This is a genomic window from Veillonella sp. KGMB01456, from assembly GCF_023051165.1.
Classification (GTDB): Bacteria; Bacillota; Negativicutes; order Veillonellales; family Veillonellaceae; genus Veillonella_A.
The window spans coordinates 26,610-47,860 of record NZ_JALKIG010000007.1 but is presented as its reverse complement, the minus strand read 5'-3'; the positions used below and the strand labels follow the sequence as shown (position 1 = coordinate 47,860).

The following is a 21,251-nucleotide window of genomic DNA, read 5'->3' as shown; positions in this document are numbered from 1 at the left end:
ATCATGTGTTTTAGTTATTTGTTGTATTACTATTTTTTAATCCTTTTGTTTTGTACGCCCATACAAACAGAAAAGAGAGAGGGGTGGCAACGATGCCAACCGGTAATTTTAAGACAGAAACAACCATGATTAATGAGATCATGCGTGATTTTACAAACATTACGGAATTAGCAGCCGTATATGTAGATTTGCGCGGTCGTGTGCTTTCGTGCAAATACAACTTCAGTAATTTTTGCAAGTATATTCGCAGTCATCCTACATTGTCGCGTCTTTGCGCCTATTGCGACGCCTATGGCGGCCTCGAAGCATCCAAAGGACATTGCCCGTCTGCTTATCGCTGTCATGCAGGCATTGTAGACTTTTCTGTGCCCGTAATTCATGAAGGTCATTTACTGGGCTTTATTTGTGCCGGTCAAACAGCCGTAACGGATCCGCAGTTGCCACAAATTGCAGCACGCAGTGATTGGCAAAACGACACAACGGCCAAAATGTATTACCGTCAATTGCCCATTTATTCTACGGAAGAAATAAATAGTGCCTCTAAAGTATTGAACCTTATGGCCGGCCATTATTTCCCGGACATATTAAACCGCAGTCTTGATATTCCTGAATTACAAAGCAGTAAATCCGATGTACAGCATCATATGAAAATGTCGTATCGTCCGGAAATAAAAAGGGCTCTTGTTTATATCGACAAGCATTTAAACAACAACCCTTCACTACGGGATATTGCCTCCCACGTTTACTTAAGTGAATCCTATTTGTCCAAAATCTTTAAACAAGAAACGGGCATGTCCCTCGTGCAATATATTAATGAACGCAAATTGGAACAGGCCAAATTGATGCTTCGCGGTTCTGACTCATCTATCGAATCCATTGCTCGTAATCTGGGCTATAATCGAACCAGCTACTTCTGCAAGGTTTTCAAAGAAGCTACTTCGGAAACACCGCATTCCTATCGTCGTAAATACAGATTTTAAAAAATAGCTTTATAGCCAAAAGATTTTGCAAGAATTTCTAAACGTTCTTAGCAAAATATATCCGCAAATATGAAAGCAGTATTTAACTCACAATTGAATTAAATACTGCTTTTTTGCTAACTATAAATCATTATTCAATTTTTAATTTGTGGAGGCCCCCATGATTAATAAAGAACGCCTATTAGCACATCTCAACGCCATGCAAACCATAAGCACCATCGAAGGTGTGCCGGGAATCAATCGCATTGCCTTTACTGATGAGGATTGGCAGGGACGGAACTATCTCATAAAACAGCTGAAAGAGCTTGGTCTAAGCTTACGCATCGATGACTTCGGCAATGTCATCGGCCGTTACGAAGGTCATAATCCCGACGCCCCGGCCATCATGATGGGGTCCCATACCGACAGCGTGCCCCAAGGCGGTAACTACGACGGTCTTGCCGGTATCGTGGCCGCCCTGGAAGTTATCACCGATTTAAAAGAATCAAAAGAAATGCCGGAGCATCCGCTTGATATTGTCCTCTTCATGTGCGAAGAATCAAGCCGCTTTGGCAGTGCCACTTTGGGAAGCCAGGCTATGCGCGGTCAATTGAGTCTCGATCGTTTGCAAACATTGCGCGATAAAAAGGGACTCAGTCTCTATGAAGTACTCAAAGAACGCGGCTTTAATCCGGATACCCTTCCTCATGCAAAATTTACGACGCCCCTAAAAGCCTTTTTAGAACTTCATATCGAACAAGGCATTGTTCTCGAAAAAACAAACCACACCATAGGTATCGTAACCGGTATCGCTGCACCCACACGCTATAAGGTGCATATTCACGGCACCGCCGGTCATAGCGGAGCCACGCCTATGAATCACCGCCACGACGGTCTGTGTACAGCCGCCGAAATCATCCTTGCTGCCGAACGGATTGCTCAAAACAGCGAACCTATTCCGGTCGTAGCTACCGTCGGTGTTATCGAAGCCACGCCAGGTGTCATGAACGTCATCCCCGGCGAAGTAACCTTAGGTCTCGACATTCGCAGCATTTCCGCCGAAGCCAAAACGCGCGCTACCCAAGACATTCTGCACGCCATTTCACAAGTCGGCGCCCAACGCGAGATTCCTATCGACACCACGCTAATCGCCGATGAAATCCCGCTCATGGTCAAAGACTCTATGATTAAAGCCATGGAAACGGTGGCTCAAGCTAAACAGTACAATTATATGACCCTCTCCAGCGGTGCCGGCCACGATGCCATGAACTGGGGTGATTACACCGATGTAGGCATGATTTTCATTCCTTGTCGCGCCGGCGTAAGCCACAACCCGGCCGAAGCTATCGACATTCAGGATTTAGTAACCGGTACAAAATATTTGAAAGACCTTATCCTCTATTTAGACCAACAGTAATATACAAAATTTTCTATACATTTATACATTTTGTAGAGTATATAAAAATGTCCTTATATACTCTACTTTTGTTTATTTTATTGTGTTTTTAAGGTAACTACATTTGTTTTTATGTGTATAATTAGTTATATTTTATGCACAAATAAACAACATATAGAATTTATAATATAATATATTTTATAAGAACTAAGGCACGAATTCTAATATATATCGGCTTAAATGCATTCTCATGATTTTTGTATACATAGAAGTTTACTGAAATTTTATTGTATTTTTACGCAATCACATAGTATAATATTATCAAGTTGAAATATTTATTAAATGAAGGGCTTTTTCACTCGTAAAACTCTCCTTCCGTACTCATCATTTTCCAGTTTCATAATACCGGATGCCATCATTATTCCAATTAATTCAACTACTACGGTTACCCACCTGTATTATGAAGCCCCTTTTAATAAGGGAGTCAGCTTGCTTAAAGGAGGCGTTGTTTATGGGCGCAGAAGTCTTGACAGTCAAAATCAGTAGCGTACAAGCGGTCGCACTCGCATTTGTGACGTATTTCATCGGTTTATAGATTAAAAACCGAGTTCCCGTATTTCAAAAACTCAGCTTACCGGCTGCGGTAATCGGTGGTCTACCGTTCGCTTTTATCCTTTCCGGTTTGCGTGTATACGGAATTCTACAAGTAGATTTTGACAACACCTTATCTACCGTAGCCCTCTTAGTATTCTTTACCACCATCGGTATGATGGCCAGCTTAAAACTCATCAAATACGGTGGCTTAGCTCTCATCTTATACTTAATTGTATCTTCCATTCTCGGTTTTGTTCAGAACCTCTTGGGTATGTCCATTGCCGGTGCCATGGGCATTGACTTCCACTACGGCATCTTGGCCGGTGCTGTTTCCCTCATGGGTGGTCTCGGTACCTCGGCAGCCTTCGGTCCATATTTTGAAACCACTTACGGTATTCCGGGTGCCACAACCGTTGCCATCACAGCAGCAACCTTCGGGATGGTAGTAGCCCTCGTACTCGGTGGACCTTTCGGCGAATTCTTAATCAAACACTACAAAATTAAAACACCGGGTACACAACATATCGATCCGGCCACAACGCCAAATGCAACTAAAAATATTCCGGCAGCCGATACTGATAATCCGGCAGCAGCTCAATTGGAACCGCATGTATTCGATATGTCTATTCTTGAAGAAGAAGAAACAACCGACGTAAACGGCGTATTAAAAGCAGCCGGCTTCGTATTCGTAGCCGTAGGTCTCGGTGCCGTACTTAGTGCGTACCTCAACACCATCATTACCTTACCTGCTTACATCGGTGCCATGCTCGTAGCAGCTGTTATCCGTAACATCGGCGATTTCTCCGGTATGTATCGTGTACAAGGCGGCGGCCTCAATGTAGTATCCGAAGTAGCCTTAACAGTTTACGTTACCATGGCTATCAACAGCTTGAAACTCTACGAATTGATTAACTTGGCTTTACCGCTCGTAGTCATCCTCCTTGCTCAGACACTTCTCATGATTGTCTTCGCATGGCTCGGTTACTTCTTGCTCTTTGGTAAAAACTACGACGGCGTTATGCTCGGCGTAGGCGGTATCGGTTTTGCCATGGGTGCTACTGCCAACGGTCTTGCCAACATGCAGTCCTTGGCTGAAAAATACGGTCCGTCCCCTAAAGCTTGGCTCATCGTATCACTCGTTGGTGCCTTCTTGATTGACTTCGTCAATGCCATTATTATTACGTGGATGGGGACTTGGTAAGAACGGCATAAGGTTCGTCCTTAAGCTCCTGATGGGCTCTACATCAGAGCTAAAAACAGCATAAACTTATAAAGAATGGAGAGGCTCCACATCTAAGGCTTGGTTTTTGCAAGCAAAAAAGACCCTTAGATGTGGACCTCTCCATTTCTTCTTCCCAGAGTACTTTATGTCTGTTTTTAGCGACGTAGAGCACTCCATCAGGGGCTTTGCGCAAAGAACTTTATGGCCGTTCTTACCGGCGGAGGAGGATAGAGGGGAGGTTTCTGCAACGCAGAAACCTCCCCTCTTCTCCCTCTCCCCGTTATAAAACGGCGAGAGGTTTTCTGCGAAAAGAAGGCCGTGATACAATTTCTGAGAGTCTTTTTGCTGCGCAAAACCAAGCCTTAGAAATTGCATCACGGCCTTCGCAAAAAAGCTCGCGTGTTTTACTTAACTAATAAAATTACTATCGGCAATGTAACGGCCGACAGCACGGTGGTGGCGACGACTAGTTGGGTGGCGTATTCAGTTTCGGTACGAAGTACGCCCGCAATGAGTGCTGTGGTTACGCCGGCCGGCACAGCCGCGGAGATAACGAGGACTTGCATAACGAGTTCCGAAACGGGGCCGGCTATGAGTTCATAGGGCCAAATAACGAGCCAAGCCATTAATGGTCCCACAATCAAACGGACCGCGCTACCCCACATAACGTCGCGATTAAAGAAGTTGAACGGGGTTCTGGCCAGTTGTACGCCCAAAGTAAAGAGGGCCACCATGACGAGAGCGTTACTCACATTGGTAAGGACGGGCCAAAAGAATGTTTGATCCACGGGAATTTTACCGAAATTACAAATTAAAGCCAAGGCTACGGCGTAAATAATCGGCATTTTAAAAACTAATTTGACCGCATCAGTGCTACTCATTTTGCCCTGTCCCGCAAAATAAAAGCCAAGGCTGTTGGTCACGATGTTTTGCCAAACAAAGACAACGATTTGAATGGCGATAGCCGCCTGCAGCCATATAGGCGAGCCGTCTTGTAAAAACGGTTCATTGGAGTAGATAAATACAATAAGCGGCACACCAATGTTACCGCAGTTATTAAAGAGTACCGCATTGCGGAAGATACCGCTTTTTTCATGGGACAGGCCCAACATTTTTTCAAAAACCAAACTGGCCAGCCAGGTGGCCGCAAAACCAATCACCGTGAGCCACACTACTTGGGCACTTTCAGCGGTCACGTTGTAACTGTATGTATTCGTAAACAAAAATGCCGGCGCCACCACATAGAAGTTCATTTTACTGAGTGTATCAAGGTCCATGTGGAATTTTTTATCCATAAAATAGCCGATGAGGACCAATAATAATATAGGCAGAACCGTCGTCAGGAAAATATGCAAAATCATTTATTACTTGGCACCCCACACTAAATTATACAGCGATTCGCCGATAGTGCCTGCCTGAATGGCGGCCGGTTTGGAATCATAAGTGTATTCGCTTTTATCGTAAGCGATGCCGGTTTGATGGAAATACTGCATATCCAAGGTTTGGATGGTGCGTTCATTCTTCTTAATTTCCATTTTTTCAAAATAATAGTCTCCACCCGGTTGAATTACACGAATCCAAAGTTGGGCTACATCGTCTTCTTTGTCGACGCTGCTGTTGTCGATGGATGTTGTGTTATCATGAATGTCGGCACCTACATAATACCAATAATCCGCTGCCTGTACAGGCGCTAACAATGATAGGCTCAATGTACCTACCAGGCCTAACATGGCCAATGTTCTATTCAGTAGTCTCATAATTAGCCTCTTTCTATATAAATTAAAACCTAAATAAATCAAAAGTTACATTATAAAATATCCATGCTAATGGGCATGCTAGTGTCATGCTAATATCCATACTAAACTATATCGATTTGTTTAGCATACACAACATTATACCCACTTAGACTGAGTTTTCAAGTCTAAAAAAGTGAAAATGGTCTGAACTGCTATCATTCAGACCACTACAAAAAGCCACAGTAAGCCGTAATCATCTTCGGCTACCGTGGCTTTATTTAATTTATTTGTAAATTAAGGCTATTTAACGCGCCAGGAAACCCACGCAACCTTATCTTCCGATGTATTACGAATGCGGCCGTCTTCCGTGCGATACGGCGCCAATAAAGGCAAAATTTCAGCACGCATAGCTTCTTCCGTACCCCATTCTTCCGAATGAAGGCGCATAGTAAAGTAGCGAAGGGCTTCTTCTTCCGTGAAAAATTCCACTTCCGGCACGTTTACATATTCCACTGCCACGTCTTGGCCAACTTTTTTAACCGTAGCAATAACATCATCTACATTAGCCTGCCATTTGAAGTCGTCTTTTTGACCGTAAAAGTGTTCATATAAAGCGTCCACGATAGTGTCCTGACGACCGGCAAAACCAACGAACAAGCAGGCATTGCGGCTTGTCTTGGTCAATGCTTCAATATTGTTCATGTCAAACATAACAGGACAGAAAAAGCTGTAACTCAAATCAAATTGACGTTCCCAGCCGAGTTCTTCACGAGTGGTTTCACTCCACGGACCTACGTAAAGGTCCAAATCAAGATCTTCTTTTTCCGCTATTTTACGAGCGCCCGCAATCATACCATTCGATAAATCGATGCCCGTAGCCTGATACCCCAGTTTGGCAAGGCCCAAGGAGTAGTCACCGACACCGCAGCCTACATCGAGGGTACGACCGCCCGGAACCGGTAACAAGTTATGTTTTTTCAAAAAATCTATAAAATTCGTAACTTGCGCAGCACGTTCTTGTTTGTCATGTAATTCCACAAAAAATTCGGAACGATTATTCCACGCCTCTTGTTCTGAGCGCCATTCCACTTCATTTTCGTGAATATTCGTTACTCGCACATTGCTCATAAAAGTCCTCCTATTGATAATTTATATCAATTCTAATATTTTCTATATATAGAGTACTCTTATTTTGTTCCTGTGACAAATACCAATTACGAATAATAGCCTATTTTCAGATGCATATTATCTTGAGATATAATCTCATTTTCATAATATATCGGCCTCTCATTTACCTAATATGGGGGCCTCTCATTTTCCTAATACATCGGCAAAGGATTCCACCGTACGATCTATGGCATCAGTCAATGTCTTATTATCCGTATTGAGCGGCGGATTGAAGTAGAGCACATCACCCAATGGACGAAGCAATAAACCATGGTCCAATGCTTTTTTGTATATCTGATAGCCTGTACGTGCTTTGCTTGGCAATGGTTCTTTCGTTGCCGGATCTTTAACCAATTCAATGGCATTAATGAGTCCGATATGACGAATTTCACCCACATTCGGATGTTTACCCAATGCATCTTCCAAGGCATTGTGCAAGAAGACCGCTTTATCTTGCGCCGCCGCTAAGACACCGTCGTTTTGCAAAATATCCAAAGTAGCCAGCGCAGCTGAACACCCCAATGGATTGCCCGCATAGGTATGACTGTGCATAAACGCTTTGTACTCGAAATAATCGGCATAGAAGGCATCATAAATCTTATCGGTAACAGCCATGATGGACATCGGCATATAACCGGCGGTCAAGGCTTTGGAAATGGTCATGATATCCGGTGTAATGCCGGCATGGTCGCACGCAAACATTTTGCCCGTACGGCCAAAACCGGTGGCAATTTCATCCGCAATAAGAAGGACGCCGTATTCATCGCAAAGAGCACGTAATTTTTTCAAATACAATGGCGGATAGATACGCATACCCGCACAGCCCTGTACGATTGGTTCCACAATAACAGCCGCCAATTCATGACTATGTTTGGCGAAATTTTCTTCCATATGCTCGAAACATTCGCAGCCACAGGTTTCACGCGTCTTATTATATGGGCAACGGAAACAATCCGGCGCTTCCGTATGGATTGTTTCCATCAGCATTGGCTGATACATTTTAGCAAATAAATCCATACTGCCAACAGCCAAAGCACCCATGGTTTCCCCGTGATAACTTTCAGTGAGACACATGAATTTCTGACGTTCCGGATGCCCCGTTTGATATTGATACTGGAAAGCCACTTTAAGAGCGCATTCAACGGCACCGGAGCCATTGTCGTTAAAATGTAATTTGTTGAGTCCTTTTGGCAATACTTTAGTCAACTCTTCCGCCAAGGTAATAGCCGGTTTATGACTCAAATTAGCAAAAATAACATGTTCCAATGTATCCAGCTGTTTTTTGATGGACGCATTGATTTTCGGATTGCAGTGCCCCAATAAATTACACCACCAAGAGCTGATAATATCGATATATTCATTGCCGTCTACATCATATAAATACGAACCTTTGCCATGGTCAATAACAATGGGCGGCAATGTTTCATAATCCTTCATTTGTGAACAAGGATGCCAAATATGCGCTAAATCTCTTTCAACCCACACCTGTGAACTCATGTTGAACTCCTTTTACCTCTAAATACCTATACCTAATCATTACGTATGTTAACTGTATTCGCAGCCTGATACGCGCCTAACTTAACTAATACGTAACCTAACTTAATATGTAAAAACTTATATATAACCCTTACATGTTGCTGTTTGAAAAAAATATTGCTTACACTTCGTCATATAAGGCGGCTAACGTATCCGCGGAAACACCTAAGTCCTTAGCCCCTTCCGGTACGCAAGCAATTACCGGTACGCCCGTTAATTCTTCAATCATCAGCTTATTATCCCGTTCCATCGGGCTATCCGTATAGAAGTTTAAAATAACCCCTTTAACCGGAATATTACGAGCCCGCAAGTATTCGATGGTCAAGACCGTAGCATTAATCGTACCCAATCCGGCATGAGCTACCAACAAGGTCGGCAAATTGAACCATTGGATAACGTCTTCCAGAAAAATATGTGCCGTTTCATCATAGCGCAATGGACACATAATGCCACCGCTACCTTCCATGGTGACGTATTCGAAGTTTTCTTTTGCTTTCGCAAAAGCCGCTTCTACTACGGCTTTTTCAAGAGGATGACCTTCCCATTGAGCTGCCAAATGAGGCGATACGGCATGATCATATAAATAAGATAATAAATCTTCGTCCGGTACATCAATGCCGGCCACTTTTTTCACATAACCCGCATCACTGGCTGCAATTGACGGCGCACCACTGACCGCCGCTTTATAATAACCGGCCTTATATTGACCGTCTCGCAATGTTTTCACCAAAAGGCCGGTAATGAATGTCTTGCCGATATCCGTTCCCGTGCCCAATACAAATAAGCCCTTACTCTTTGATTCGAGTTGTGCCATAATAACATCCCTTCCTCTATTATTACCCTATTTGTTAACACGTGGTTAACAAATTGATTTTGATTTAATTTAATCACGCCAAGGGGTTATTGTCAACTCGAACCATTTTAGTATGGTTTATAATTTAATCGAAAGATTTTTAAAAATTGCATTTTTAATATACCCAAAAGGCATTCAATCATCGTTTTTACCACTATTGATTACATTTGTTCAAAAAACGTCATTCATCATTGACTAAATGAGCGATTATGATTATATTATAGTTAAGATAAACCATAATTAAGCAAAATACTAATATAATTAATAAAATATATGTGATGTTACACAGAGGAGATTCCCATGCTATCAGAAGAACGGCAATCCTTAATTCTCGAACGGTTACGGACTAAACGGGCCGTTACCGTACAGGAGTTGGTGCAAGACCTTGATTCCTCCGCGGCCACGATTCGTCGCGATTTAACCGAACTGCATCAGAAGGGCTTACTACAAAAGGTGCACGGCGGCGCTGTAAGTTGCGATGTAGACTATTTCACCACCGAACCCGATATGTCGACGAAAGCCAATTTGTTTACTGATGAAAAAACGGCGATTGCCCAAGCAGCAGCCACTCTCATTGAAGAGCACGACTTCGTCTTTATCGATGCAGGCACCACGACGGAAATGATGTTACCTTTTGTAAATGCTAAAAATGTAACCTTTGTCACAAACGGCACATCTCATGCAGCAGCGCTGGCAGCCCGTTATCGTCGTGTCATTCTCCTTGGTGGTCAGGTAAAAGCGGTTACCGGTGCCATCATTGGCGACACAGCTTTACAACAATTAGATGTTTTTAATTTTACCAAAGGCTTCTTCGGAACCAACGGCGTCAGCATAAAAGGCGGTTTCAGTACACCGGATCCGGCCGAAGCAGCTATCAAAGCCAAAGCGATTCATAAATGTCATCGTGCTTACGTACTTTGTGATTCGTCAAAATTTGACAAAATATCGTCTGTTACGTTTGCCCCATTGGAAAGTGCAACGATTATTACAACTAAAGTAAAAGGTGCTTATCATAACTATACTGAAATTAAGGAGGTAGAGCCATGATTTACACGGTTACTTTTAATCCGTCCCTCGACTATGTCATGCGCGTTAACGGCTTTGAAGCAAACGGCGTTAATCGCACCTATGAAGACTTCATCGTAGCCGGCGGTAAAGGGATTAATGTATCCATTATGTTGCGTCATTTAGGCCACGAGAACACAGCCTTAGGCTTCATTGCCGGTTTTACGGGCGATGAAATCGTTCGTCAACTGCGCGAAGAAGGTTGTGAAGAAGCCTTTATTCGACTTGAAAAAGGGTATTCCCGCATCAATGTGAAATTAAAGAGCAACGGTGAAACAGAAATCAATGCGCAAGGTCCGGTTATCACCGAAGACGCCATGGCTAAGCTCTACAAACAGCTTGATACGTTAGAGAGCGGTGATACCTTAGTTCTCTCCGGCAGCATTCCCAAAGGACTTCCGGAAACAACCTATCGTGATATCATGGAGCGCCTCAGCGCTCGCAATATTCGCATCATCGTCGATGCCACCCAAGATTTACTCATGAATGTACTCGATTTAAAACCGTTTTTAATTAAGCCGAATCATCACGAATTAGAAAGTGTATTCCATACAAAATTTACAACGGAAAAAGACATCATCGAAGCCGCCCGCCAATTACAGGCCAAAGGTGCTCAGAACGTCCTCGTATCAAGAGCCGCTGACGGAGCCGTATTAGTTGATGCTAACGGCGAGGTACGAACCAGCCCCGTACCGAAAGGCAAACTCGTCAATTCCGTAGGTTCCGGTGATTCCATGGTGGCCGGTTTCTTGGCCGGCTATATCGAATCGGATGGCCAATATGACAAAGCCCTGGCTATGGGCGTCGCCGCCGGTTCAGCGTCCGCCTTTGAAGAGTGGCTCGCAAATCGTGAACAAGTAGAAGCATTATTGGAGAAGGAGTAATATCATGAAAATTACGGATTTACTACAGAAGCAATCAATTCAATTGAACGCCCATCCGACCAACAAAGATATCGCCATTCGCCAACTGGCCGAATTGATGGATGCAAGCGGTAATTTAAAAAATAAAGAACAGTACATCAAAGATGTATTGATTCGTGAAGAATCCGGCTCCACCGGTCTCGGCATGGGGCTTGCTACCCCGCATGCTAAAAGTATCGGCGTAAAAGCACCGGGCCTATCCGCTATGACGGTGCCGGAAGGCATGGACTTCGAAAGCCTGGACGGCGAACCGACCCGCCTATTTTTCATGATTGCCGCCCCGGAAGGGCAAGCCGATACCCATGTGCAGGTTCTTGCCAACTTAGCAACCCTCATCATGGATCCCGAATTTAAAGAAGCGCTCATCAAAGCACAAACCGTTGAAGGATTCCTCGCTTTAATTGATGTAAAAGAAGCAGACCAATTCAAACCGAAAATGACAGAAACGGAAGCATTAGCTATTGTGGAACAAAACGTAACCACAGCCGCTACCGCTGCGCCTAACGCTAAACAAGAGGCTCAACAACCGGCAAAAGCACCAAAAGCAATGCCGGCTAAAGCTGCCGACGGCTCTTATCGCGTACTAGCAGTAACCGCTTGCCCTACCGGCATCGCTCATACCGCTATGGCCGCTGAAGCCTTAACCCGCACAGCTGCTGACATGGGCATTACCATTAAAGTAGAACAAAACGGTGCAGCCGGCGTTAAAGACGCCATCACCGCCGAAGACATCAAAAATGCGGAATGTATCATTGTGGCAGCCGACAAGAGCGTTCCTATGGAGCGTTTTAACGGCAAACCGCTCATTCAGGTAAAAGTAGCCGACGGCATCAATAAAGCCAAAGAATTATTGGAAGAAGCAACGTCCGGCAAGGCGCCAATCTTCGAAGCAGGCGAAGAAAAAGCCGACAAAAATGCCATTACCGCCCAAGACAGCTTCGGTCGCCAGATTTACAAACATTTGATGAACGGCGTATCCCATATGTTACCGTTCGTTATTGGCGGCGGTATCCTTATTGCCCTCGCCTTCTTATTCGACGACTTCAATCCGGCCGACCCAAGTAAATTCGGTTCCGGTACGGAACTGGCCGCCTTCTTCATGAAAATCGGCGGTGCCTCCTTCAGCTTCATGTTGCCGGTCTTAGCCGGTTTCATCGGCATGAGTATTGCCGACCGTCCGGGTCTTGCCGTCGGTTTCGTCGGCGGTTATCTCGCCAACGCAGGCGGTTCCGGTTTCCTCGGCGCCCTCTTGGCAGGTTTTGTGGCCGGTTATCTCATGCTCTTATTAAAACGAGTTTTCTCCGGCTTACCACAATCTTTGGAAGGTATCAAACCGGTTTTACTCTATCCGGTATTGGGGGTACTCTTCATGGGTATCATCATTACCTTCATTATTAACCCACCTGTTGGTGCACTTAACGAAGGCTTGATGAACGCCTTGAAGAGCATGGACACCAGCAGCCGTATCGTTATCGGTATCATCTTTGCCGGCATGATGGCCGTTGATATGGGTGGTCCGGTAAATAAAGCGGCTTATGTAATCGGCACAGGTCTTCTCGCTACCGGCGAATACGGTGTTATGGCGGCCGTTATGGCCGGCGGTATGGTGCCTCCATTGGCTATCGCCCTTTGCACAACGTTCTTCCCTAATCGCTTCACTCCGGCTGAACGTAAATCCGGTATTACCAACTATGTTATGGGCTTCTCCTTCATCACCGAAGGAGCTATTCCATTCGCCGCAGCCGATCCGGTTCGCGTAATTCCATCCTGTATCGTTGGGGCAGCTGTAGCCGGTGCTTTATCCATGGCCTTTGAATGTACCTTGCGCGCTCCACATGGCGGTATTTTCGTAGTACCTACCATCGGCAACCCGCTCATGTACTTATTGGCTATCTTAGTAGGCTCTGTTGTGACCGCTTTATTATTGGCTATTTTGAAAAAACCGTTAAAAGCCTAATATCCGGCTAATAGACAATAACCTCATGCATAAAATTTTTACACGCAATGCCTAACCCTTATAAAAATACCCCTGAGTCCTATGGATTCAGGGGTATTGCCATATTGCCTATTAAATTTTAATCTCACTTGATCATTCAGGCAGACTTGAATAATTTAAGTCGCATGAAAACTCTATTTGTTCAATTCTTCACGGATACTTGCCACCGAACGACGCAAGAGCCAATCCGTATCGTTCGAATCACCTACCACAAAGGTATGCTCCCCGAATTTTTCAAAACCGAATTTAGCATAAAATTTCTGAGCTTTGTAGTTATGTTCCCACACACCGAGCCAAACATAATCACAGTCTGTTTGGGTCGCTAATTGCAGAGCCTTTTCAAAGAGAAGTTTACCAAGGCCGAGTCCTTGGTAATCAGCCAATACGTAAATACGCTGTACTTCAAAACCATGTGGCAATTCCTGCTCAGTTTGCGCACGGCCTACATTAACTTTCAAAAAACCGACCGGCTGGCCGTCTACTACGGCAAAAAAGTGTTGTGATTCGGAATCAGTTAGCTCCGCTTGTAACGTTGCTTCCGCCAACGAGGTATTAAAATAGGTGTCGAACTCTTCGTCAGTGTACTCATCCCTAAATGTTTCTGAAAATGTTCTCATCGATAAGTCGCGCAATGTTTTCACATCGTCCGCCCCAATCGGTAAAACATCGATATTCATAGTATCTCCCCCTCCTTTTTCAGGTGTAATATATCCGCTTTATTATAAAACATTCTCACCCTATTTTCAAACGGTCTGACAATAAAACATTGCAAGCATGCGCCGCCTGTGCTATAATCACGTTAGAAAATTCAGGGGAGCTTATGAACGTAGGCTGAGAGGAAGTCATCAAACTTCGACCCTTATACCTGTACGGATAATGCCGTCGTAGGAAGATGTTATAGCGACTTTCTCACGGAGGCACCGTATTGGTGCCTCTGTTTTTTTATGCTGTCTGTCAAAACAGACCGGCTGGCGGGGGAGCGCCCGACAGCTGTCATTACAGCGAAGGGAAGCCGTGTTCCGGCGTGAGAGGAGACCAGTAAGTCTCGACCGCTACAGGAGTTTGTAATGAACGAATCTACCAGTAATGTAAAAAAAGTAACCATGGCCGGTATTTTAGTGGCCGTAGCCGTAGTAGGCAGCACCTTTTCCTTTCCCGTTGGCATCAGTAAATGTGCCCCCGTACAACATATGATTAACATTCTTTGCGCCGTATTATTGGGTCGCTATTACGGGGTGGGCGTAGCTTTTTGCGCCAGCACTTTGCGTCTCGTTACGGGCCTTGGCAGTGTACTCGCCTTTCCGGGCAGTATGTGGGGTGCCCTCTTGGCCGGCATTGTCTATAATCGTACCGGCAATCTATTCTTAACGCTCTTAGCCGAAGTATTTGGTACCGGCATTCTTGGCGGTCTTTCTGCCTACCCGCTGGCCATTATCGTTTTGGGTAAATCGGCCGGTCAAATTGCGTTTTATACCTATGTGGTTCCTTTTTTGATTTCTACCATAGGTGGCTCCCTATTGGCAGGGATTTTGCTCTATACATTACGCAGCACCGGAGCCTTAGCGCAATTAAAACAGCATCAGTAGGCCTAATCTATAGACCGTGCCTAAGCCCTTGTTGACGCCTCAGCATAGCTGAAAGCGCCGATTGTCGGTTGGCCGCCTATGGTCCCTTGATGCCGGAGAAAGGGTATTCTATGAGTACAGCTACTTCTGAAACGAAATTATTATCTCACGGTCTTTTATGGTTTGGCGCCGCCTTATCCATTGCCGAAATTTTTACAGGCACGTTATTCGCACCACTCGGCTTTGAGCAAGGCGTCATTGCCATTTTGCTGGGCCATATTATCGGCGGTTTTCTATTTTTCTTAGCCGGTCTCATCGGTGCCAACACGCGCCGCAGTGCCATGGAAACCGTTCGTATCGGCTTTGGCCGTCAAGGAGCGTCCGGCTTTGCCTTGGCCAACGTACTGCAATTAATCGGTTGGACTACCGTCATGATTATTACCGGCGCCGCCGCTACCAATGCGATTTTACCTTGGGGTACTGCCGTTTGGTCCCTCGTAATCGGCGTTCTCATCATTCTTTGGCTCGTCCTCGGTTACAGTAATCTTACCCGTTTAAACCTCGTAGCCGTAGCACTCTTATTCTGCCTTACCATTTGGCTCAGTTTCATTATTTTTGATCCGTCCTCAGCCGTGGCCGGTGCTTTACAGTTAACGGAAGACCAAGGTCTTTCCTTCGGTGCCGCCGTTGAACTGGCCGCTGCCATGCCGTTATCGTGGTTACCGCTCGTGTCTGACTATACACGTACAGCCAAACGCCCCGTAGCAGCCACGGTAGTGAGTACCTTAACATATACCATTGTCAGCATTTGGATGTATATTATCGGTCTCGGATCCGCTATTTATGCCGGCGAAACAGACATTGCCGCCGTTATGTTAAAAACGGGGCTCGGCCTCTGGCCTTTATTAATCATTATCTTTGCCACCGTAACGACAACGTATCTCGATGCGTTTTCCGCCGGTGTCAGCTTTGTCAGCATTTTTCCGAAATTGTCTGAAAAAACAACGGCTATCAGCCTCACGGTACTCGGCATTGTATTAGCCATTTTAGTACCTATGACAGAATATGAGAACTTCTTGTTCCTCATCGGTTCGGTTTTCACGCCCATGATCGCGATTCTCTTTACCCAATACTTTCTCCTTAAGCAGGATGCATCTGGGCGTAAATTTTACCTTCCCAACCTGATTCTTTGGTTAGTCGGGTTTGTCTTATACAGAAATGTGATGACCTATGAAACACCTTTGGGAACCACATTCCCGGTTATGATTGTCATTGCAGTTCTGACATACATCGTCGGCCGTTTTACCGGTAAAATTCAAGATTAATAAAAAAGAGCTTTGAGTCACGACTGATTCAGAGCTCTTTTTCATTCTTATTTCCGGCAAACCATATTTATAATAGCCTAAATTTATATTTCGGGGCACAAATTTACTTTACACTGGCTTAAATAATAGTACATTTTACTAAAATATCGAATTTCTATAATTAGTTTCAAAAAAATCGATATTTTATATATACACTGCTCTCGTTCTATGCTATACTGAATTTGCAATAATAAGTCGGTATTAACTATCATAAATCATAATGACCGACAACTATAAGTAAACAGCCAAAGTGGCTGTGTATAAGTTTTTAGACAGGGGCGTATATCCATGAACGATTTTTTAAGAGGTTTTAAAGATTTTGCATTGCGCGGCAATGTAATTGACTTGGCAGTCGGTGTTGTTATCGGCGCTGCTTTCGGTAAGATTGTATCTTCCTTAGTTAGCGACATCATCATGCCACCGATCGGTTTACTTTTAGGCGGTATCGATTTCTCCGATTTCTTCATCAGCTTGAACGGCCAGCAGGCAGCTACTTTGGCTGAAGCTAAAGCAGCCGGTATTCCGGTTATCGCTTACGGTAGCTTCTTGAATGCGGTAGTTCAATTCCTCATCGTAGCATTTGCGATTTACTTAGTAATCAAACAAATCAACAATCTATATCCTAAAAAAGAAGCACCGGTTAAACCAATGCGTACTTGCCCATTCTGTAAACAGGACGTAGACGAAGAAGCAACGCGTTGTCCGCATTGTACTTCTGAATTGACACCGGAAGTTAAAGCCAGCTAATTGGCCATCCAAAAAAATCCCACATTATCGAAGAGCTTGCCTCGTAATGGACAAAGAGAGCGACGGACTTAACAGTTCGTCGCTCTCGCTCGTTTTAAATATTAATAATTATTTTTCACCTTCACTAATGCTGTCCATTAATTTAATGTACTCGTCCTTAGTGAATACAGGTTTGTAATTATCCTGCACTTTCTTAGCCCCTTCACCGTCGCCATATAGCAAGTCAACAATGGTCATGGCCAAAGCTTGCGCAGTTTTGGTATAGGCTACTTCAGGAATGGAAATCTTGTAATTGGCACCGTGAAGAACGCCTTCAATACAGCCAACCCACGGATGAATAACCGGTATAATATGCGCTACATCGCCCATATCCGTACTACCGGCCATGTGTTCGCCTTGAATTACATTAGCCTCGCCAAATAATGGAATGGAATTTTCTTTTAAAAACTCATTCATAATGGCATCATTACGCATCGGCAAATAGCCCGGTAAATCGTTGATTTCGCAAGTTGCACCCACTGCATCGGCACCGGCCTTGAGAGCGCGATTAACGCGTTTATTAGCCGCTATCATGGCCTCTACATTGGCCGCCCGCACATAGCTTTCCATAGCCACATAATCAGGCACTACATTTACTAAGCTGCCGCCACTGTTAATAATCGGATGGAACCGCACATAGTCGCTTTCTTTGAAGGTATCACGAATGGCATTGACTCCCATAACCCCCATCATAGCGGCTTGCAATGCATTGACACCTTCGTGAGGGGCGCCGGCTGCATGAGCCGCTTTACCGTGATAATTAATCAACTTACCGATAAAGCCATTCGATGTAGAGCCCAAGCCCATTTCACCGCCTTCGGTGTGCGCTGTTTCCACATGCATTTGCATAGCCATATCAATATCGTCAAAAGCGCCTTCATAGATAAGCTGCTGCTTGCCGCCTAAATACTTAATTTTGCCTTCTTCGCGCAATTTATTGCGATAGTCAATTTCTACATATTCTTCAGCCGGTACGGCAAAAATAACAACTTCACCGTTTAACTCCGGCAAAACACCTTCGGCCTGCAAACCGATGGCCACGGCCAACATATTGGCAATCTGTACATTATGGCCGCAACAATGAGCCGCACCGGTCACTTCATCGGCGCGCGGATGTTTAGGGCAAATGATGGCATCCAATTCACCAATCATGGCAACGCGATAAGCATCGCTTTTACCTTTTAAACGGCCCTTCACCCCGGTCAAAGCATGGCCGGTCGTAAACGGAATATTAAACTCTGTAAACAACTGCTGTACAAAGGCCGTTGTTTTATTTTCTTTATAGCCCAATTCAGGAGCTGCCATAATAGTTTCGGCAATTTCCATTAATCTTGGCATCGCCTTCTCAATGGCTGCACAGACTCGTTCTTTTACTTCTATTTTAGTTAATCCACTCATGTTAAATTACGCCCTCCCAATATAAAACTACTTGTGCTACTAAAGCGGCACAAACGAAGGTCCCTGCCGCAACGGCTAAGGCAACCGGAACAATACGCCACGACAATTGTTTAAAAGCGCCTAAATCCTTGCCCAAGGACAAACCGGCATACGCCAATACCGGTGTTGTTGTGGCTAAGAAGGTAACCTGAGCCGCTTGTTTGGTAATCCAGTCACTACCCGGTACGCCCGGAATCGATAAAATAACGCCTAAAATAGAAACCCAGAATACCATCGGTAATTTTTTAAATCCCGGCAAATACGAAAGCACGGCACCGGCAAAAGCGATACCGGCCAATACAAAACAGCCTACCAAACTCGGTCCGAAGGCATGCTTACCGTCTAAAATATTACCGGCCGCTGTAATCACAGCCGCTATAATAACAACTACCAAGAATTGAATTATTTTTTCCTGTAAGGTCATAGTTTTTTCCGTACTCATTAGCGCACCTCCTCAGAATCATGACGTAATACACGGGCACAGAAGCCGTATAAGCGTTCCATAATCGGCAACGATACAAATAAACTGAAGTATACGCCCACAACACTGGTTAATAAGTTGGCAGCCCCTGCCATGGCCATAATTTCACGTTCAAATTCAGGATGTACTGCCACGATGGATCCGGTGGCAGCCGCCATCATACTGGCACTACCGATACCGGCACCCATAGCGAGGGCTATCGGATGGAACCAGCCTAGTTGAGCAATCATGCCGGCCAATACGGAAATCCACATAGCACCAAATAAAGTACCGCAAATGTACATGCCCATAACGCCGCGACCTTCCGGTGAATGGAATCCGTAGCGGTCAATAATAATCGCCACATTGGCTTCACGGTCAATGGAGTAACAAGCCCCTACCGCTTCACGACGCATACCCACTAAGAGGGCGATTGGCAAACCGAGAACAATGGTTCCGAAGAAGTGACCCAACTCTTGTAAAATCAAAGCCCAACCGGAATTCATTATGATATGCAAATTAGGCCCGATGCCAAGACCAATCTTGGTCATCAAAATCATAATTGAAATATTCAGATAATCAGTAGCTGCTACCATTTGCTCTTCCGTAACAATCTTAAGTTTAGGAATTGAAATAACAAGACCGATTACCAAAGAATATAACAGTGGCAAAAATACAACAATGCCGAATTTTTGGATGCCTATCCCCTCCGCCACCAACGTAATCAGCAAACACAGCAGATGAATCTTCCAGTTTTTTAATAATCCCATAACCTTGTCCTCCAGAAGAAAACAAAAATACATATAAAAACTACACACACCAATTATACGCTATAAATCATATTTTGACTTATATTATTTTGTAATGGTACTTGATAAATTTGTAATAGTTCTTGATAAGTCTAAAAATAAAAACAGGTAATAATGCACGCATTATTACCTGTTTTAACTATTTATTTATTTTTTAAATATATAATTATCAATTTTACAATTCTCCCTTATGTTTTCTATGACAATCGGGATTTTATAAAATTCTTATTAATAATTTAAAATAAGCCCGTACGTTTACCGTAATGCTTAGAGTCGCCGTTTTGTTTCCAGCCAACCATATCACCGATGGACATAACGCGGCGAGTCAAGCAATCCTTACATTTATCGGCATTATCGTCTACGCAAGGTTTGTTATCGTAGAGTAAGTACTTGGCACGGTGTTCCGGAATCGTAATAATCGGCATCAAAATATTGGCGCCGGCCGCAAGACCTTTTTCACGTCCCAATTTATCGAGGGCCTGTAGGGCTGTGGTAGCCGCGATATTAACGTCTTTTAAGAATAAGCGGGTCAACGCAATCATCTTGAGCCCCAGCTGAATACGACGTTTTTTACCCGCTTCATCATCAATCCCCATGGCCAATGCTTCTTGACCGAGTGGGGTGTCATGATGTACCACATATGGTCCCATACCGATCATGTCGATATCCATATCACGGTAGAAGAGAATATCATTCACCAAATCTTCTTCCGTCTGATGAGGAAGACCGATCATAACCCCGGTGCCCACCTGGAAGCCCACTTTGCGAAGACTCTTTAAACAGTTAACGCGCGTTTCAAAAGAATGGAGTTCATCATTCGGGTGGATTTTCTTATATAATTCCGGATTACTTGTTTCAATACGAAGCAAGTAACGACTGGCACCCGCTTCCACCATGCGGCGATAACTTTCTTCAGTCTGCTCACCGACACACATGGTAATCCCCAAGGAGCCGTCGCCGATAGATTTAATTTCACGAATTAAGTCTACTACATAGTCCACGAAGGCCGCATCACTGCGCTCGCCAGACTGCAAGGTAATGGAGCCGTACTCATGGTCATAGGCCCACTGCGCCATTTTAATAATATCTTCGCGCTTCATATCAAAGCGTTCCGTTTTATCGTTCTCACGACGAATGCCGCAATATTCGCAGTTTTTCACACAGCGATTGGAGAATTCAATCAAACCGCGATAATACGCCATCTTATCTACATATTTAGCCTTAACTTCATAGGCCTTTTTATAAATAGCCTGCAAATCATCTTCGTCGGTGACGCTCATCAAAAAGCGCAACTCATCGACGGTCAACGTGTCATTGCCGACCAAATCTTTCTTAAGTATATCTTGTACTGTCATTTTTTGAACTGTCATATTCCTCCATTTA

At 44.4% G+C, this 21,251-nt stretch carries 19 protein-coding genes and 1 riboswitch; of the genes, 9 read left to right on the top strand and 10 right to left on the bottom strand.

Annotated elements, in window-relative coordinates:
• Nucleotides 1-92: 92 nt before the first annotated feature.
• From MXE28_RS03475 to MXE28_RS03465, 3 genes are all read left to right on the top strand, one after another.
• A complete protein-coding gene (locus MXE28_RS03475) occupies nucleotides 93-980 on the top strand; it encodes a PocR ligand-binding domain-containing protein (protein WP_247239820.1) in 888 nt (295 codons plus the stop codon).
• A gap of 160 nt (nucleotides 981-1,140) precedes the next feature.
• Nucleotides 1,141-2,376, top strand: coding sequence for a M20 family metallo-hydrolase (locus MXE28_RS03470; protein ID WP_021842306.1), 1,236 nt, complete (start codon nucleotides 1,141-1,143; stop codon nucleotides 2,374-2,376).
• A gap of 574 nt (nucleotides 2,377-2,950) precedes the next feature.
• Nucleotides 2,951-4,150, top strand: a complete 1,200-nt coding sequence (locus MXE28_RS03465; RefSeq protein WP_348644755.1) for a sodium/glutamate symporter — start codon at nucleotides 2,951-2,953, stop codon at nucleotides 4,148-4,150.
• A 425-nt stretch (nucleotides 4,151-4,575) separates the two neighbouring features.
• Here the strand turns inward: MXE28_RS03465 and MXE28_RS03460 are convergent, their stop codons facing one another.
• The 5 genes from MXE28_RS03460 to bioD form a co-directional block, all read right to left on the bottom strand.
• Nucleotides 4,576-5,532, bottom strand: coding sequence for an AEC family transporter (locus tag MXE28_RS03460; RefSeq protein ID WP_226974423.1), 957 nt, complete (start codon nucleotides 5,530-5,532; stop codon nucleotides 4,576-4,578).
• A gap of 3 nt (nucleotides 5,533-5,535) precedes the next feature.
• On the bottom strand, nucleotides 5,536-5,928 hold the full coding sequence (locus MXE28_RS03455; protein ID WP_021842309.1) for a hypothetical protein: 393 nt from the start codon (nucleotides 5,926-5,928) through the stop codon (nucleotides 5,536-5,538).
• Between the two features lie 279 nt (nucleotides 5,929-6,207).
• On the bottom strand, nucleotides 6,208-7,035 hold the full coding sequence (locus MXE28_RS03450) for a class I SAM-dependent methyltransferase (RefSeq protein ID WP_021842310.1): 828 nt from the start codon (nucleotides 7,033-7,035) through the stop codon (nucleotides 6,208-6,210).
• A 183-nt stretch (nucleotides 7,036-7,218) separates the two neighbouring features.
• Nucleotides 7,219-8,571, bottom strand: a complete 1,353-nt coding sequence (gene bioA, locus MXE28_RS03445; protein ID WP_021842311.1) for an adenosylmethionine--8-amino-7-oxononanoate transaminase — start codon at nucleotides 8,569-8,571, stop codon at nucleotides 7,219-7,221.
• A gap of 160 nt (nucleotides 8,572-8,731) precedes the next feature.
• Nucleotides 8,732-9,424: a dethiobiotin synthase gene (gene bioD / locus MXE28_RS03440; protein ID WP_021842312.1), complete on the bottom strand. Its 693-nt coding sequence runs from the start codon at nucleotides 9,422-9,424 to the stop codon at nucleotides 8,732-8,734.
• Between the two features lie 339 nt (nucleotides 9,425-9,763).
• On the opposite strand from bioD, the gene MXE28_RS03435 reads away from it, so the two are divergent.
• The 3 genes from MXE28_RS03435 to MXE28_RS03425 are packed head-to-tail and all read left to right on the top strand — an operon-like array spanning nucleotide 9,764 to nucleotide 13,408.
• On the top strand, nucleotides 9,764-10,510 hold the full coding sequence (locus tag MXE28_RS03435; protein WP_021842313.1) for a DeoR/GlpR family DNA-binding transcription regulator: 747 nt from the start codon (nucleotides 9,764-9,766) through the stop codon (nucleotides 10,508-10,510).
• On the top strand, nucleotides 10,507-11,412 hold the full coding sequence (gene pfkB / locus MXE28_RS03430) for a 1-phosphofructokinase (protein WP_021842314.1): 906 nt from the start codon (nucleotides 10,507-10,509) through the stop codon (nucleotides 11,410-11,412). The genes MXE28_RS03435 and pfkB overlap by 4 nt, the downstream gene beginning before the upstream one ends.
• Before the next feature lie 4 nt (nucleotides 11,413-11,416).
• Entirely contained in the window at nucleotides 11,417-13,408 is a 1,992-nt protein-coding gene (locus MXE28_RS03425) for a fructose-specific PTS transporter subunit EIIC (RefSeq protein WP_021842315.1), read from the top strand.
• Between the two features lie 173 nt (nucleotides 13,409-13,581).
• Here MXE28_RS03425 and MXE28_RS03420 read toward each other — a convergent pair whose 3' ends face one another.
• The gene (locus MXE28_RS03420) at nucleotides 13,582-14,124 is read right to left on the bottom strand and encodes a GNAT family N-acetyltransferase (protein ID WP_021842316.1); all 543 of its coding nucleotides are present in this window, start codon (nucleotides 14,122-14,124) and stop codon (nucleotides 13,582-13,584) included.
• 123 nt (nucleotides 14,125-14,247) lie between these two features.
• A riboswitch (TPP riboswitch) is annotated at nucleotides 14,248-14,355 on the top strand.
• A gap of 159 nt (nucleotides 14,356-14,514) precedes the next feature.
• On the opposite strand from MXE28_RS03420, the gene thiW reads away from it, so the two are divergent.
• The 3 genes from thiW to mscL all read left to right on the top strand — a co-directional run bounded on the left by thiW (nucleotide 14,515) and on the right by mscL (nucleotide 17,123).
• Nucleotides 14,515-15,033, top strand: a complete 519-nt coding sequence (thiW, locus tag MXE28_RS03415) for an energy coupling factor transporter S component ThiW (protein WP_021842317.1) — start codon at nucleotides 14,515-14,517, stop codon at nucleotides 15,031-15,033.
• Between the two features lie 110 nt (nucleotides 15,034-15,143).
• The gene (gene cytX, locus MXE28_RS03410) at nucleotides 15,144-16,337 is read left to right on the top strand and encodes a putative hydroxymethylpyrimidine transporter CytX (RefSeq protein ID WP_021842318.1); all 1,194 of its coding nucleotides are present in this window, start codon (nucleotides 15,144-15,146) and stop codon (nucleotides 16,335-16,337) included.
• 327 nt (nucleotides 16,338-16,664) lie between these two features.
• Nucleotides 16,665-17,123 (top strand): large-conductance mechanosensitive channel protein MscL, encoded by a 459-nt coding sequence (gene mscL / locus MXE28_RS03405; protein WP_021842319.1) that lies wholly within the window; start codon nucleotides 16,665-16,667, stop codon nucleotides 17,121-17,123.
• Nucleotides 17,124-17,231: 108 nt separating this feature from the next.
• On the opposite strand, the gene MXE28_RS03400 is transcribed toward mscL, so the two are convergent.
• From MXE28_RS03400 to hydE, 4 genes are all read right to left on the bottom strand, one after another.
• Nucleotides 17,232-18,560, bottom strand: coding sequence for an amidohydrolase (locus tag MXE28_RS03400; RefSeq protein ID WP_247239814.1), 1,329 nt, complete (start codon nucleotides 18,558-18,560; stop codon nucleotides 17,232-17,234).
• Between the two features lies 1 nt (nucleotide 18,561).
• Nucleotides 18,562-19,041: a hypothetical protein gene (locus tag MXE28_RS03395; protein ID WP_021842321.1), complete on the bottom strand. Its 480-nt coding sequence runs from the start codon at nucleotides 19,039-19,041 to the stop codon at nucleotides 18,562-18,564.
• Nucleotides 19,041-19,829, bottom strand: coding sequence for a DUF3100 domain-containing protein (locus tag MXE28_RS03390; RefSeq protein WP_021842322.1), 789 nt, complete (start codon nucleotides 19,827-19,829; stop codon nucleotides 19,041-19,043). The genes MXE28_RS03395 and MXE28_RS03390 overlap by 1 nt, the downstream gene beginning before the upstream one ends.
• A gap of 275 nt (nucleotides 19,830-20,104) precedes the next feature.
• Nucleotides 20,105-21,223, bottom strand: coding sequence for a [FeFe] hydrogenase H-cluster radical SAM maturase HydE (gene hydE, locus MXE28_RS03385; protein ID WP_156704679.1), 1,119 nt, complete (start codon nucleotides 21,221-21,223; stop codon nucleotides 20,105-20,107).
• Nucleotides 21,224-21,251: the final 28 nt, after the last annotated feature.

What these genes read in the sequence shown, in the direction of transcription:
- MXE28_RS03435 (WP_021842313.1), top strand. Translation starts at nt 9,764, where the DNA reads ATGCTATCAGAAGAACGGCAATCCTTAATTCTCGAACGGTTACGGACT.
- bioA (WP_021842311.1), bottom strand. Translation starts at nt 8,571, where the DNA reads ATGAGTTCACAGGTGTGGGTTGAAAGAGATTTAGCGCATATTTGGCAT.
- MXE28_RS03390 (WP_021842322.1), bottom strand. Translation starts at nt 19,829, where the DNA reads ATGGGATTATTAAAAAACTGGAAGATTCATCTGCTGTGTTTGCTGATT.
- MXE28_RS03455 (WP_021842309.1), bottom strand. Translation starts at nt 5,928, where the DNA reads ATGAGACTACTGAATAGAACATTGGCCATGTTAGGCCTGGTAGGTACA.
- MXE28_RS03450 (WP_021842310.1), bottom strand. Translation starts at nt 7,035, where the DNA reads ATGAGCAATGTGCGAGTAACGAATATTCACGAAAATGAAGTGGAATGG.
- MXE28_RS03425 (WP_021842315.1), top strand. Translation starts at nt 11,417, where the DNA reads ATGAAAATTACGGATTTACTACAGAAGCAATCAATTCAATTGAACGCC.
- MXE28_RS03475 (WP_247239820.1), top strand. Translation starts at nt 93, where the DNA reads ATGCCAACCGGTAATTTTAAGACAGAAACAACCATGATTAATGAGATC.
- mscL (WP_021842319.1), top strand. Translation starts at nt 16,665, where the DNA reads ATGAACGATTTTTTAAGAGGTTTTAAAGATTTTGCATTGCGCGGCAAT.
- MXE28_RS03420 (WP_021842316.1), bottom strand. Translation starts at nt 14,124, where the DNA reads ATGAATATCGATGTTTTACCGATTGGGGCGGACGATGTGAAAACATTG.
- cytX (WP_021842318.1), top strand. Translation starts at nt 15,144, where the DNA reads ATGAGTACAGCTACTTCTGAAACGAAATTATTATCTCACGGTCTTTTA.
- pfkB (WP_021842314.1), top strand. Translation starts at nt 10,507, where the DNA reads ATGATTTACACGGTTACTTTTAATCCGTCCCTCGACTATGTCATGCGC.
- MXE28_RS03400 (WP_247239814.1), bottom strand. Translation starts at nt 18,560, where the DNA reads ATGAGTGGATTAACTAAAATAGAAGTAAAAGAACGAGTCTGTGCAGCC.
- MXE28_RS03460 (WP_226974423.1), bottom strand. Translation starts at nt 5,532, where the DNA reads ATGATTTTGCATATTTTCCTGACGACGGTTCTGCCTATATTATTATTG.
- bioD (WP_021842312.1), bottom strand. Translation starts at nt 9,424, where the DNA reads ATGGCACAACTCGAATCAAAGAGTAAGGGCTTATTTGTATTGGGCACG.
- thiW (WP_021842317.1), top strand. Translation starts at nt 14,515, where the DNA reads ATGAACGAATCTACCAGTAATGTAAAAAAAGTAACCATGGCCGGTATT.
- hydE (WP_156704679.1), bottom strand. Translation starts at nt 21,223, where the DNA reads ATGACAGTACAAGATATACTTAAGAAAGATTTGGTCGGCAATGACACG.
- MXE28_RS03470 (WP_021842306.1), top strand. Translation starts at nt 1,141, where the DNA reads ATGATTAATAAAGAACGCCTATTAGCACATCTCAACGCCATGCAAACC.
- MXE28_RS03395 (WP_021842321.1), bottom strand. Translation starts at nt 19,041, where the DNA reads ATGAGTACGGAAAAAACTATGACCTTACAGGAAAAAATAATTCAATTC.